Source organism: Candidatus Accumulibacter cognatus (assembly GCF_000584975.1).
Classification (GTDB): Bacteria; Pseudomonadota; Gammaproteobacteria; order Burkholderiales; family Rhodocyclaceae; genus Accumulibacter; species Accumulibacter cognatus.
This window is the reverse complement of the sequence record NZ_JDST02000083.1, coordinates 45400-59337: the sequence shown is the minus strand read 5'-3', so window position 1 is coordinate 59337 and position 13938 is coordinate 45400. Positions and strand designations below refer to the sequence as shown.

The following is a 13938-nucleotide window of genomic DNA, read 5'->3' as shown; positions in this document are numbered from 1 at the left end:
GATTTGCGGAGATCACCTTAATTGCCTGCACGGGCCTTGGAAGTTCTTTTCCAGAGACAGCCATTAGCAAGCTTCGTGCCATGCAACATTCTTCTCTGCCGTACCAAAGCGCATGATGCCACTGTCGCAGGCGACACGAATCGTATCGCCGGCAACAAAACGCCCCTCGAGAATCGCTTTGGCCAGGGGATCCTCAAGCTGTGACTGGATCGCACGCTTCAACGGGCGGGCTCCATAGACCGCGTCGAAACCGGCTGTTGCGAGTTCTGACAGGGCGCTGTCGGCCACTTCCAGCTTCAGTTCGAGTTGCGCCAGACGCTGCTCGAGGTAAGCGAGCTGAATCCTGGCGATCGACTTGATGTGCTGCTCTTCAAGCGCATGAAAAACCACCACTTCATCGATGCGGTTGATGAACTCGGGCCGGAAATAGCTCTTGACCTCACCCATCACCGCCAGTTTGATCAACTGGTAATCGTCACCTGCCATCTGTTGAATCATCTGGCTCCCGAGATTCGAGGTCATCACCACCACGGTATTCTTGAAGTCGACGGTTCGACCGTGTCCGTCGGTCATGCGACCGTCGTCTAGGACCTGCAGCAGAACGTTGAAGACATCCTGGTGCGCCTTTTCGACCTCGTCGAGGAGAATCACCGAATAGGGTTTCCGTCGGACGGCTTCGGTCAGATAACCGCCCTCCTCATAGCCGACGTAACCCGGCGGCGCACCGATCAACCGTGACACCGAGTGCTTCTCCATGAATTCGCTCATATCGACGCGAATCAGGTGCTCCTCGGAATCGAAGAGGAAGCCGGCCAATGCCTTGCACAGTTCAGTCTTGCCGACCCCGGTCGGGCCGAGAAAGAGGAACGAGCCGTACGGCCGATTGGGATCCGCCAGACCGGCACGCGAGCGGCGGATGGCATTGGCCACCAGACGCACCGCCTCATCCTGACCGACGACGCGCTGGTGCAGGTGATCTTCCATTGTCAGGAGCTTCTCGCGTTCGCCCTGCATCATCTTCGAAACGGGAATTCCCGTCGCACGCGAGACCACCTCGGCGATTTCCTCGGTGCCGACTTCGGTACGCAACAGTTTGTTGTGCTGGCCACCCTCGCCCGATTTCTCGGCGACCGTCAGTTGCGCCTCGAGCTGCGGCAGCTTGCCGTACTGGATTTCGGCAACCTTGTCCCACTTGTTGTCGCGCTGTAGTTGCGCCAGTTCGAGCTTGAGCTTGTCGATCTCCTCCTTGATGTGCGCACTGCCCTGTACCTGGGCCTTTTCGGCTTTCCAGATTTCGTCGAGGTCGTTGTACTCGCGTTCGAGCTTGAGCAGTTCTTCCTCGATCAGGTGCATGCGCTTCTTCGACGCTTCATCGCGTTCCTTGCGCACCGCTTCGCGCTCGATCTTTAGCTGGATCATCCGCCGGTCGAGCTTGTCCATCACCTCCGGCTTGGAGTCGATTTCCATCTTGATCCGCGCCGCGGCTTCGTCGATCAGGTCGATCGCCTTGTCCGGCAGGAAACGGTCGGTAATGTAGCGGTGCGACAGTTCGGTGGCGGCGACGAGCGCGGGATCGGTGATGTCGACGCCATGGTGCAGCTCGTATTTTTCGCGCAAGCCGCGCAGGATGGCGATCGTCGACTCGACCGTCGGCTCGTCGATCAGCACCTTCTGGAAGCGGCGTTCAAGCGCAGCATCCTTTTCGATGTATTTGCGGTACTCGTCGAGCGTCGTTGCGCCAACGCAGTGCAATTCGCCACGTGCCAGAGCCGGCTTGAGCATGTTGCCGGCGTCGATCGCGCCTTCCGCCTTGCCGGCGCCGACCATGGTATGCAGCTCATCGATGAAAACGATGATGCGCCCTTCTTCCTGGGCAATTTCCTTGAGCACCGCTTTCAGTCTCTCCTCGAATTCGCCGCGATACTTGGCACCGGCCAGCAGCGCCGCCATGTCAAGACTGAGCACCTTTTTGTTCTTGAGCGTTTCCGGGACCTCACCATTGACGATACGCTGCGCAAGCCCTTCGACGATTGCGGTCTTGCCGACACCCGGCTCGCCGATCAACACCGGATTGTTCTTGGTGCGCCGTTGCAAAATCTGGATGGCCCGGCGGATCTCGTCATCGCGACCGATCACCGGGTCGAGCTTCCCTTGGCGGGCGCGATCGGTCAGGTCGATACAGTACTTGCTCAGTGACTGGCGTTGCCCTTCGGCTTCCTGGGAATCCACTCCCTGCCCACCACGTACCGAAGCCACCGCCTGTTCCAGCGACTGCTTGACCAGTCCGTGCTGTTTTGCCAGGCGACCGCACTCGCCCTTGTCGTCACAGAGGGCAAGCAGGAACATCTCCGAAGCGATGAACTGGTCACCGCGTTTCTGGGCTTCCTTGTCGGTAAGGTTCAGCAGATTGGTCAGGTCACGACCGACCTGCACCTCACCGCCATGCCCTTGCACCTTCGGTAAACGGTTGATCGTCTGCGCCAGTGCCGTCTTGAGCGCCTGCACATTGACCCCGGCGCGGGCCAGCAGGGACGAACTCGAACCGTCTTCCTGCTGCAACAGCGCCAACAAAAGATGCTGCGGCTCGATGATCTGATTATCGTGTCCGACCGCAAGGCTTTGCGCATCGGCCAGCGCCTGCTGGAACTTGGTGGTCAGTTTATCCAAACGCATGCTGAAATCCTCGGCAGAAGTATGTTCATGCCGAACATGTGGGGACAGACCGTGTGAATTCAAGGAGCCGCAGGTTTTTCGGCACGCGCCTGCCAGAAGGTTCAGCAGGGCGGATCAACCGATCTTGTCGGCAGGAATGGCAAAGTCATGCAGTTCCCGATGCAAGAGGACTGCCGGAGCGTTGACGCGCGGGCACTGGCGGCGACTGCCGAACGGTCTGAAGCCCAGCAGACGCTGATAGTAGCGGGCGTGGCGCGGATTGACTTCGATCACGACGTCACTGGCAGCAAAAAACTGCTTTCCGTAGCAATGGGCCGACTGAAGTAAAGAAAACAGCAAATCCGACGACCGGAATTCCGGGTCTATCGCCAACCTCGTCACTTCACAGACAACCCGGCCGGGGCAGCGCAGGAGGGCCAGCTCCGAAGCGTAAAGACCGTCCGCCAACAGGCCGGCAGGAGAATCGCGACCCAAAGTCAGTGTCGCCACTACCTCCCCGTGATGCCAGGCCACAAGCGTCAGCCGATTCGGATCGTCCGCTTGCCACCCGAGCGATGCTGTGTCGTAACCGCGCCAAGCATACATCCGGCGCACCAGCATGCCTGCCATGCCGTGCTCATTCGGCGTTCGCGCCAAGCGAGTGTCGTAGCCACCACGGCCCGGCACGAGAGCCCCCGAGAGCCGATCAGGCTTCACTCGCCAGCACGCAGCACCGACCAAACACCGGTTCGTTCCGTCCGGTGCAAGAAGCGTTTCGTGAAAACCCATGGTGCCGATGGTCATTGGCCTAAGATACTTCCATCCGACTAGGCTAATTCTGGGAAAACAAGAACGATATGCGTGCCAGGATGGATTTCGTAGACGGGGCCTTCACGGTTCTTGCCGGTTGAGCAGCTGGCGACGTCTGGACGGCCGCTCTTGCGGCGGGAGAGAGTGGAGCGGCAGATGGATTCTGGGCAAGCTCTCTGGCGGTAGAGGCGATGCTGTCTGGTGTTGGCGCAGCAGGCCGGGAGGTGGAGCCGAGGATGGGAGGTGCCTTGTGGTGGGTGATCGGCTCGCTCCGGCTGCAGACCTTGAGTTTCTTGAACACGGCTTTTCCTTTTGGGCAGAGTGACGGGATTAACCTCCGGAGAACAAAAGCGATATTCGTGCCATGACAAGTTTCATAAACAAAACAGTTATCTACGTCGAAACCCTGAATCATCGGCCTCACTTTCACCCGGAACATGTCGTGAAAAAGAGACAAACTTGTCGAACTCTATCGAAAAGGGCTGCACGGACAAGAAGTTATCTTGTCGTCAGCCAGCGACATGCTTTGCAAAACATTGATTCATTGGAAATGACGGTTTCCAGTTGCCGCTTCCGCCGGCCTGCTCGATGGCAATTTGTTGCGCAAGCGCTCCTGCCAGCGGTGTAAACTGGCCACCTGCTTTGCATTCGAGAAGCCCGGCAGGCCACCCTGGCCCCGGGCGGTTCATCCTGGCGGTGGCCTTTACTCTCGTCGCGCCATGTGCCGGACACTGATCGGCGCTTGCGGCATTTTTGTCCTGTCCTGCACGAAGCAGACCCATCGCCGTTGCGCCACCATTGCCCGGAGAAGGCATTTGCCGTGATTCGCATCTCGTTCCGCCAGAGCATGCTGGCTGGATTCCTGTTGATTGCCCTGCTCCTGAGCTGGGCAGCCGTGAGCAGCTGGTTACTGCTAGAACAGTTTGTTCAGCAAAGCCGGCAGCACGGCGAATACGCTTTGCAACTCAGTGCCTCGCTCCAGGAACTCGCTGACCGGACGGTCGGGCTCGAACGTAGCGCGCGGCAGTTCACGGTCCTCAATGAACCCGTCTTGCTCGAACGCTTCGACGAGAATGTTGCCCATGCCCTGGCCGCAATCAAACGTCTCGAGTCGATTCCCGCAGGGAATTGGGGTGCCCTCCCCGGTGACTGGCACCAGGCCGTCGACCGGCTCAGCCATGAACTTCACCAATCCGTACCACGAACCGAGCTGCTCCCTTTGCTGAATCGCCTTGCTGAACTCAACAGAGCGCTCGAGCATGCGGGCCAACACTGGATGGACCAGCAAAATGCCGCACTGCTGTCGGAACTGGAACAGGGCCGCCGGAAGCTCACCAGCCTGGTGGCCGCTGCGGTCGTCGGAGCGTTTCTGGTCGCCCTGGCGATGAACTGGTGGCTGTCCCGACCGCTCGGCAGTATCGAGCAAGCGATCGAACGTCTTGGGGAGAGCCGCTTCGACGAACCGGTGACGGTTCCCGGGCCTGCCGATCTCAGAAGGGTGGGGCGTCGCCTCGACTGGCTGAGACAGCGCCTGGACAAACTGGAATCCGAGCGCGAGCGGACCTTGCGACATGTCTCGCATGAACTGAAAACGCCATTGACGGCCCTGAGGGAAGGCATCGCCCTGCTGCAGGAACAGGTGCTTGGGCCTCTGGACGGGTCGCAACAGGAAGTGGTCGATATCCTGCAGCACAATGTGATGGGTCTCCAGGGGCATATCGAAAGCCTGCTGCGGCTCAATGCTGCCTCCTTCGAAGCCCGCCGCTCAGGCTCTCGGCCGTTGCTGCTGCAACAGTTGCTGGCCGATGTCGTACAGGGACGGGACCTGCAGATTCAGGCGCGGCAACTGACGGTACTCTGCAATGCACCAGCAGTCACAAGGGAACTCGACGCCGAGAAGTTATTGGTCGTTCTCGATAACCTGCTCTCGAACGCCATCGATTTCAGCCCTCAAGCCGGCGTCATCCACCTGGAAGCGGTGGTCCTCGGCAAGATCGTCCGTATCGCCTGTATCGACCAGGGACCAGGGGTAGCCAACGACGATGCTGAAAGGATATTCGAACCCTTCGTCCAGGGTTCCCGAACCTCGCCGACTCCACGCCAGGGCAGCGGCGTCGGCTTATCGATCGTTCGCGAACTGATGACGGCGATGGGCGGGCGGGTGATGCTGCTGTCCGATGACGGGAAAGCGCCCGGGGCGCATTTCTGGATCGAGGTGCCGTGTGAATCGTCAGGTTGAGGAGACAACCTCATGAAGACCTACGACATGCACAGCGGCTGGCCAAGGCTGCTCGCCGTCATACTGCTCAGTGGCTGTGCCACCTCACCGGAGCCGCCGCAGGAGGCGCTGCCGACAGCTGCTGTGGCCCAGATCGATGAAGCGGCAGCGGCAATCCTGCCGCTACTGAGCTATCTCCAATTTCTACAGCGCATCTCGCCACAGCAACTGCTGAGGGAACGTGCCATACTGACGGTGGCCCCCCCTACCCCTGTCACCCAGCTCCGCCTTGCCTTGCTCCTGGGACAGCCGCGTGCTCCGCAGGATCTCGTTCGGGCACTGGGCTTGCTGGAAGGCATGCTGAAAAGCAACGACCCGGCAGTGGCCAGCCTGCACCCACTGGCCCGGCTGCTGGCCAGTCAATACCAGGAACGGCTGAAACTGGCAACACAGAACGAGAAAATCCTTCAGCAGTTGAAGGAAAGCCAGCACCGCAACGGCGAACTCCAGGAGAAACTCGATGCCCTGAGCGATATCGAACGCTCGCTGACCGTCCGTCCAAGCAGTGGCAAAAAACCGCCCGGAGCCCCGCGATGAACCCCGTTCCCAAACCCCATGCCGCCCATGTTCTGCTCATCGACGATGACGCAGACCTGTTGCGACTGCTCTCGATGCGTCTGCATGTCCAAGGCCTGCGGGTATCGACCGCTGCCTCTGCCGAGGAGGGTCTGGCACGCATTGCCGTCGAACCCCCGCAATTGGTGATCAGCGATATCCGTCTGCCAGGCAAAAATGGGCTGGCCCTGTTCGATGAGATCCGCTCCACCCGACCGACCCTGCCAGTAATCCTGCTGACCGCCCACGGAACGATTCCCGACGCGGTGCAAGCGATGTCACGGGGAGTCTTCGGCTATCTGACCAAGCCTTTCGACAGCAAGCACCTGCTTGAAAAGATTGCGCAAGCACTGCAACTCTCAGCAGCCGGTGCGGAGCACGAAACCGGCAAGGACGAAGCCTGGCGCGAGGGCATTGTTTTTCGCAGCAGCCGCATGGGCGAGTTGATCGAGGAAGCCCGTGTGGTGGCCGCCTCGGACGCCAGCGTCCTGATCCGGGGAGAAAGCGGTACCGGCAAGGAAATTCTGGCCCGCGCGATCCACCGCGCCAGCGCACGTGCCAAAGCTCCTTTCGTGGCCATCAACTGTGGCGCGATCCCAGAGCAACTGCTCGAATCGGAGCTGTTCGGCCATGTGCGCGGGGCGTTCACTGGAGCCTCCGCCACGCACCTCGGCCTTTTTCAGTCCGCCGACGGTGGGACACTGTTCCTCGACGAGATCGGCGACATGCCACTGGCACTGCAGGTCAAGCTCCTGCGGGTGTTGCAGGAGCGAGCAGTGCGGCCGGTGGGCGCAACACGTGCCGAGCCTGTCGACGTGCGGGTACTTTCCGCCACCCATCGCAATCTTGAAGTCGCCATGGCCGAAGGCCAGTTTCGCGAGGATCTGTACTACCGCCTCGACGTTGTCACCATGACGCTGCCGCGCCTCGACGAGCGGCGCGAGGACATCCCGCTCCTGGCAACCTGTTTCGTGCAGCAACTGGCCAGAAAATACGACAAGCCCATCGCCGGCATCGCCCCGGAGGCACTCGAGGCGTTGGCCAGTGCGGCTTGGCCAGGCAATGTCCGCCAGCTTTACAACGTGGTCGAACAATCTTGCGCTCTGGCCACCACGCCACTGATTTCATTGGCTCTGATCCAGCGCGCCCTGCGCGTCCCGGCCATGGAGGCCTTATCCTACGCCGAGGCGAAGCAGCGCTTCGAACGGAACTATCTGGTGCAACTCCTGAAACTGACCGACGGCAATGTCGCCGACGCGGCCCGCATCGCCGACCGCAACCGTACAGAGTTCTACCGCCTGCTGCAGAAGCACGAGCTGACGCCGGCGATGTTCCGCGGCCTGCCCGGCAACAGCGCCGCATCCGAGCGCTAAAGTCGCTGCCGGACGGCCATCCTGTCGACCAGCAATCTGGACTTCGATTGCTGATTGGCAGCTCTAAGAGCAGGCCCCTTGCTCCTTCAGGTGAAACTCACACCGTCACCGTCTCCGCCACGTCGCTGAACTCCTTGATCTGGTCGAAATTCATGTAGCGATAGACATCGGCGGCCTTGGCGTTGACCGTCTGCACCTGCTCGAGGTACTCCGCCGGCGTCGGGATCCGGCCCATCAGCGCGCAGACGGCGGCGAGTTCGGCTGATCCCAGGAAGACGTTGGTGTCGATGCCGAGGCGGTTAGGGAAGTTGCGCGTCGAGGTCGACATCGCGGTACTGCCTTTCCTGATCTGCGCCTGGTTGCCCATGCACAGCGAACAGCCGGGCATTTCCATGCGCGCGCCAGACTTGCCGAGAATCGCGTAATAGCCCTCCTCGTTGAGGATCATCGCGTCCATCTTGGTCGGCGGCGCGATCCACAGCCGCGTCGGGATGTCGGTCTTGCCTTCGAGGACCTTGCCGGCGGCGCGGAAATGGCCAATGTTGGTCATGCACGAACCGATGAAGACTTCGTCAATCTTGGTGCCGGAGACAGCGGAGAGCAGCTTGACGTCGTCCGGATCATTCGGACAGGCAACCAGCGGCTCGGTGACCCCGGCGAGGTCGATCTCGATCACTGCCGCGTACTGCGCGTCGGCGTCGGCCTTGAGCAGTTCGGGATTGGCGATCCATGCTTCCATCGCCTTGATGCGGCGACCGAGGGTGCGCGCATCCGAGTAGCCGTTGGCGATCATCCACTTCATCAGCGTGATGTTCGAGCGCATGTATTCGATGATCGGTTCCTTGTTCAGCGCCACCGCGCAGGCTGCGGCCGAACGCTCGGCAGCGGCGTCGGAGAGTTCAAAGGCCTGCTCGACCTTGAGATCCGGCAGCCCTTCGATTTCGAGGATGCGGCCCGAGAAGATGTTCTTCTTGCCTTTCTTCTCGACCGTCAGGAGACCGGCCTGGATCGCGTAGTAGGGAATCGCATTGACCAGGTCGCGCAGCGTCACGCCGCGCTGACCGGCCTCGGCGAGCGAGCCCTTGAAGCGCACCAGCACCGATTCCGGCATGTCGAGCGGCATCACGCCAGTGGCAGCGGCGAAAGCAACCAGGCCCGAACCGGCCGGGAACGAGATGCCGATCGGGAAACGCGTGTGCGAATCGCCACCGGTGCCGACGGTATCGGGCAGCAGCAGGCGGTTGAGCCAGGAGTGGATGACGCCATCGCCCGGACGCAGGGCAACGCCGCCACGCGTGCTGATGAAGCTCGGCAGCTCGCGGTGCATCTTGACATCGACCAGCTTCGGATAGGCAGCAGTGTGGCAGAACGACTGCATCACCATGTCCGCCGAAAAACCGAGGCAGGCGAGATCCTTCAATTCATCGCGGGTCATCGGACCCGTGGTGTCCTGCGAGCCGACGGTGGTCATCCTGGGTTCGCAATAGGTGCCGGGCAGCACGCCCTTGCCTTCGGGCAGACCGCAGGCGCGTCCAACCATTTTCTGTGCCAGCGAGTAGCCCTTGCCCGGATCGGCCGGATTCTGCGGCAGGCAGAACAATGTCGATGCCGGCAGGCCAAGCGCTTCACGCGCACGCATCGTCAGGCCTCGCCCGATGATCAGCGGAATGCGGCCACCGGCGCGCACCTCGTCGAGGATCACCGGCGTCTTCAGTTGTGATTCGGCGATCACGGCACCGTTTTTCAAGGCGGTGACCTTCGAGGTGGCGGCGTCGATCCTGAGTTCGATCTCGTCGCCCATGTCCATCTGCCCGACGTCGATTTCGACCGGCAGCGCTCCAGCGTCTTCCATGGTGTTGAAGAAGATCGGCGCGATCTTGGAGCCCAGGCAGACGCCACCGAAACGCTTGTTCGGAACGTAGGGAATGTCTTCGCCGGTGAACCACAGCACCGAATTGGTCGCCGATTTGCGCGACGAACCGGTGCCGACGACATCGCCGACATAGGCGATCAGGTTGCCCTTCCTGCCGAGTTCTTCGAGCTGCTTGATCGGACCACGCTCACCGGCCTTGTCGGGGTCGATCCCGGGACGCGGGTTCTTGAGCATCGCCAGCGCATGCAGCGGAATGTCGGGACGCGACCAGGCGTCTGGCGCCGGTGAAAGGTCGTCGGTGTTGGTTTCTCCGGTCACCTTGAAGACGGTGAGCTTCTGCGCAGCTGGCACTTCGGGACGCGAGGTGAACCACTCGGCGTCGGCCCAGCTCTGCAGCACGGATCGAGCATTCGGATTACCCTGGTCGGCAAGTTCCTTGACATCATGGAAGAAATCGAAGACCAGCAGCGTCTTTTTGAGGGCTGCTGCGGCGATCGTTCCGGTGGGACCGGAGAGCAGGTCGATCAGCGGCTTGACGTTATAGCCGCCCAGCATCGTGCCGAGCAGTTCAGTAGCCTTGTCCGCCGAAATCAGCGCGCAGGACTCTGCACCCTTGGCGACCCTCGCCAGGAATTCGGCCTTGACCTTGGCGGCATCATCGACACCGGCCGGCACGCGATAGGTGATCAGCTCGACGAGCGTCGCTTCTTCGCCCTGTGGCGGGTTCTTCAACAGTCCGATGAGCTCCTCGGTCTGCTTGGCAGTCAGCGGCAGCGGCGGAATGCCGAGCGCAGCGCGTTCGGCAACATGGGCACGATAGGATTCCAGCACAGCGACGTCCTTTCTCAAAGATTGTAACTAGGGTAAAACATGATTGTACTGCAAGGGCGCCCAGCCATGCCCGCACAGCGAAGCTTTGCGCAAGATGGGCTGACAGCGGGGCGCCGGCTTGTCTATAATGCGCCGATGGATCTCCCCACAACACTCCTGTACAGCATTCTCAGCTCCATCATCGAAGCCGCACTGACGCCCTCCCCTGACACGCAGGTACTGCATGAACCGATGGCCATGGCGCGAGCACTGCCTGAACAGGCCAAACAGGGGGTCTTGCAGCCACCGACCGGAGACGGTTTCCTGACCATCAATGGCCAGCAATGGCCACTCGCCCCGACTGCGCAGTTTCGTAATCGGCAGAACCTGCTGGTCCTGCCGATACAGATTCAGGACCCCGTCGAAGTCGTCTATCTGCCCGATACTTCCGGCGCGATCTATCGCGTCTGGATGCTGACTCCGAGCGAAGCTTCGGTATCACGACCACGCTGACGGTCATGACTTTTCCAGACACCCCCGATCATGACAGCCATGACCGTATCCCCGCCCCCGACCTCTCCCCCAGGCGTGAGGAGAGGAGATTCATGAGTCCCTGACGGGACTTTGGCATTAACGCAAACAACAAAGCAGGCATGGTAGACATGGCCAAAAAACTCTTCATCCGCACCTTCGGGTGCCAGATGAACGAGTACGATTCGGACAAAATGGCCGACGTGCTCGCTGCATCCGAAGACATCGTCCACACCGACACACCCGATGATGCGGACATCATCCTCTTCAACACCTGCTCGATACGTGAGAAGGCGCAGGAACGTGTTTTTCACGACCTCGGCCGGGTACGCCTGCTGAAACTCGCCAATCCCGATCTGGTGATCGGTGTCGGCGGTTGTGTAGCGAGCCAGGAAGGTGCGGCGATCGTTGCCCGCGCACCTTATGTGGATGTGGTTTTCGGACCGCAGACCCTACATCGGCTGCCGCAGTTGATTGCCGACCGGCGTCGCCTGGGCAAGTCGCAGATCGATATCTCCTTCCCGGAAATCGAGAAGTTCGACCATCTGCCGCCAGCGCGGGTCGAAGGCGCTGCTGCTTTTGTCTCGATCATGGAGGGCTGCAGCAAGTTCTGTTCATTCTGCATCGTTCCTTACACGCGCGGCGAAGAGGTGTCGCGGCCTTTCGAAGATGTCCTGACCGAAGTCGCCGGGCTGGCCGCACAGGGCGTCCAGGAGGTGACCCTGCTCGGACAGAATGTCAACGCCTACCGCGGCGCCATGCTGGGCAGCGGGCAGGCACTCGCTGGCGATGAGACGGCCGACCTCGCCTTGTTGATCGAATACATCGCTGAAATTCCGGGCATCGAGCGCATTCGCTACACCACCTCGCATCCCCGCGAGATGTCGGCACGGCTGATCGACACCTATACCCGTGTGCCCAAGCTCGTCTCGCACCTACATCTGCCGGTACAATCGGGGTCCGATCGGATTTTGTCTGCGATGAAGCGTGGCTACACGGCGCTTGAATACAAGAGCCTGGTGCGCAAGCTACGCGCTGCGCGTCCTGATCTCTCGCTGTCATCGGACTTCATCGTCGGTTTCCCGGGCGAAACCGCCGACGATTTCGACAAGACGATGAAGCTGATCGACGAGGTCGGCTTTGACGCCTCGTTCTCGTTCCTCTACAGTGCGCGCCCAGGGACGCCGGCCGCCGAGCTTGCCGACGATACGCCGCAATCGCTCAAGCTTGAGCGTCTGCAGCGCCTGCAGCAGCGTATCGATGAACTGGCGCAAGCGGTTTCGGCAGCGATGATCGGCAGCGTCCAGCGGGTGCTGGTCGAAGGCGTTTCGAAGAAGGACCACCGGGAATTCGCGGGGCGGACGGACAACAACCGTGTCGTCAATTTTGCCGGCAAGGCTGGCGACAACACGCCCCTTCTCTATCACTTTCTCAATGTCCGCATCACTTCCGCCCTGCCGCATTCGCTGCGCGGCGAGATCGTCAGTGCCAGCACATGAACACTCATACTTCCGAGCGCCCGGCTGCACATTCCTCGCCGCCGAAAAGTCGGGCCACCGAACTGCTGCTGTCGCCAGTCAACAACAAGCAACTGGCCAATCTGTGCGGCGCCCTCGACGAGAATCTGCGTCAGATCGAGACTGCCCTCGACGTATCGATTGCCCGCCGCGGCGAACGTTTTACACTGCGCGGCGAAGCCGGACAGCGGGCACGCGCCTCCGAGGCACTGCAGCAATTCTACGCACAGGCCAAAGACACCTTATCGCTCGATGACATCCAGCTCGGTCTGATCGAACTGCTCAACCGACCGGTACGCCACAGCGCGTCCAGTGGTGGCCCGGAGCCGGCGCTGTTGACCCGCAAGACCGAGCTGCACGGCCGCACCCCACGCCAGATCGAATACCTGAAGCACATCCAGGAACACGACATCACCTTCGGCACCGGCCCGGCTGGTACCGGCAAAACCTATCTTGCCGTCGCTTCGGCGGTTGACGCCTTCGAACGCGAACTGGTGCAGCGCATCGTGCTCACCCGCCCGGCAGTCGAGGCTGGCGAGCGCCTCGGTTTTCTGCCGGGTGACCTCGCCCAGAAGGTCGATCCCTATCTGCGACCGCTCTACGATGCACTCTACGATCTGATGGGCTTCGAGCGCGTCGGCAAGCTGTTCGAACGTGGCGCCATCGAGATTGCACCGCTGGCCTATATGCGTGGCCGCACCCTGAACCACGCTTTCATCATTCTCGACGAAGCGCAGAACACGACACCCGAACAGATGAAGATGTTCCTGACGCGCATCGGCATCGGCGCCAAGGCGGTTGTCACCGGCGATGTTACCCAGATCGACCTGCAGCGTGGCCAGAAGAGCGGTCTGATCGAGGCCCGCCAGATCCTCAGGGAAGTCCGCGGCATCGCCTTTACAGAGTTCCTCAAGGAAGACGTCGTGCGCCATCCGCTGGTGGCACGCATCGTCTCGGCCTACGAAGCGCACACCGCTGCACGGGAAGTTCACGCAGCCGCGCCGGACGAGCATGGCGAAGTATGAGCGGCGGCTGCAGGTCAGCGTCCAGAGCGCCGGTAACTGGCCGAATCTCCCCAGAAAATCGCAGGTCCGAATCTGGGCAAGGGCCGCAGCAGCCCCTTACGGTGATAGCGGACAGATCACCGTACGCTTTGTCGATGCAGACGAAGGCCGCAACCTGAACCGTACCTACCGGTCCAAAGACTACGCGACCAACGTCCTATCCTTTCCCTATCAGCAGAAACCCTCTCTCTGCGGTGATCTTGTGCTCTGTGCGCCAGTCGTCGCGAGCGAGGCAAACGCCCAGGGCAAGTCTCTCGAAGCCCATTACGCCCATCTGATCGTCCATGGCATGCTGCATCTGCAGGGCTACGACCATGAAGCGTGCAAGAAAGATGCCCGTAAAATGGAAAACCAGGAGCGCCGGGTACTGGCTGCGCTGGGATATCCAGACCCCTATCAGGTGGAAAATCAATGAACTGCTCGAAAAGAGGAAGGCGTACGATCCTTGATCGCGATACCAGCGAGGAAGCGGTGC

At 60.9% G+C, this 13938-nt stretch carries 10 protein-coding genes; 7 read left to right on the top strand and 3 right to left on the bottom strand.

Going from position 1 to position 13938, the window contains the following annotated elements:
• Window positions 1-63: 63 nt before the first annotated feature.
• Together clpB and AW06_RS15500 are read right to left on the bottom strand one after the other, a co-directional pair.
• Window positions 64-2673, bottom strand: a complete 2610-nt coding sequence (gene clpB / locus AW06_RS15505) for an ATP-dependent chaperone ClpB (RefSeq protein ID WP_034951773.1) — start codon at window positions 2671-2673, stop codon at window positions 64-66.
• Window positions 2674-2787: 114 nt separating this feature from the next.
• The gene (locus AW06_RS15500; protein ID WP_273704782.1) at window positions 2788-3282 is read right to left on the bottom strand and encodes a GNAT family N-acetyltransferase; all 495 of its coding nucleotides are present in this window, start codon (window positions 3280-3282) and stop codon (window positions 2788-2790) included.
• Between the two features lie 1000 nt (window positions 3283-4282).
• Between AW06_RS15500 and AW06_RS15490 the strand changes: the two genes are divergently transcribed.
• Genes AW06_RS15490 through AW06_RS15480 form a run of 3 tightly spaced genes read left to right on the top strand, consistent with a single transcriptional unit; the run spans window position 4283 to window position 7668 of the window.
• A complete protein-coding gene (locus tag AW06_RS15490; RefSeq protein WP_273704781.1) occupies window positions 4283-5701 on the top strand; it encodes an ATP-binding protein in 1419 nt (472 codons plus the stop codon).
• A gap of 12 nt (window positions 5702-5713) precedes the next feature.
• A complete protein-coding gene (locus tag AW06_RS15485) occupies window positions 5714-6277 on the top strand; it encodes a permease (RefSeq protein ID WP_273704780.1) in 564 nt (187 codons plus the stop codon).
• Window positions 6274-7668 (top strand): sigma 54-interacting transcriptional regulator, encoded by a 1395-nt coding sequence (locus AW06_RS15480; protein WP_034951771.1) that lies wholly within the window; start codon window positions 6274-6276, stop codon window positions 7666-7668. The genes AW06_RS15485 and AW06_RS15480 overlap by 4 nt, the downstream gene beginning before the upstream one ends.
• Window positions 7669-7765: 97 nt before the next feature.
• Here AW06_RS15480 and AW06_RS15475 read toward each other — a convergent pair whose 3' ends face one another.
• A complete protein-coding gene (locus tag AW06_RS15475; protein WP_034951770.1) occupies window positions 7766-10372 on the bottom strand; it encodes a bifunctional aconitate hydratase 2/2-methylisocitrate dehydratase in 2607 nt (868 codons plus the stop codon).
• A gap of 135 nt (window positions 10373-10507) precedes the next feature.
• Here AW06_RS15475 and AW06_RS15470 point away from each other — a divergent pair, with 135 nt between their 5' ends.
• The 4 genes from AW06_RS15470 to ybeY all read left to right on the top strand — a co-directional run bounded on the left by AW06_RS15470 (window position 10508) and on the right by ybeY (window position 13878).
• Window positions 10508-10864 (top strand): hypothetical protein, encoded by a 357-nt coding sequence (locus AW06_RS15470; protein ID WP_138677753.1) that lies wholly within the window; start codon window positions 10508-10510, stop codon window positions 10862-10864.
• 149 nt (window positions 10865-11013) lie between these two features.
• Window positions 11014-12381, top strand: coding sequence for a tRNA (N6-isopentenyl adenosine(37)-C2)-methylthiotransferase MiaB (gene miaB, locus AW06_RS15465; protein ID WP_034951768.1), 1368 nt, complete (start codon window positions 11014-11016; stop codon window positions 12379-12381).
• Window positions 12378-13424, top strand: coding sequence for a PhoH family protein (locus tag AW06_RS15460; protein WP_046536603.1), 1047 nt, complete (start codon window positions 12378-12380; stop codon window positions 13422-13424). The genes miaB and AW06_RS15460 overlap by 4 nt, the downstream gene beginning before the upstream one ends.
• Window positions 13411-13878, top strand: coding sequence for an rRNA maturation RNase YbeY (gene ybeY / locus AW06_RS15455; RefSeq protein ID WP_034951767.1), 468 nt, complete (start codon window positions 13411-13413; stop codon window positions 13876-13878). Before AW06_RS15460 ends, ybeY begins: the two co-directional genes overlap by 14 nt.
• Window positions 13879-13938: the final 60 nt, after the last annotated feature.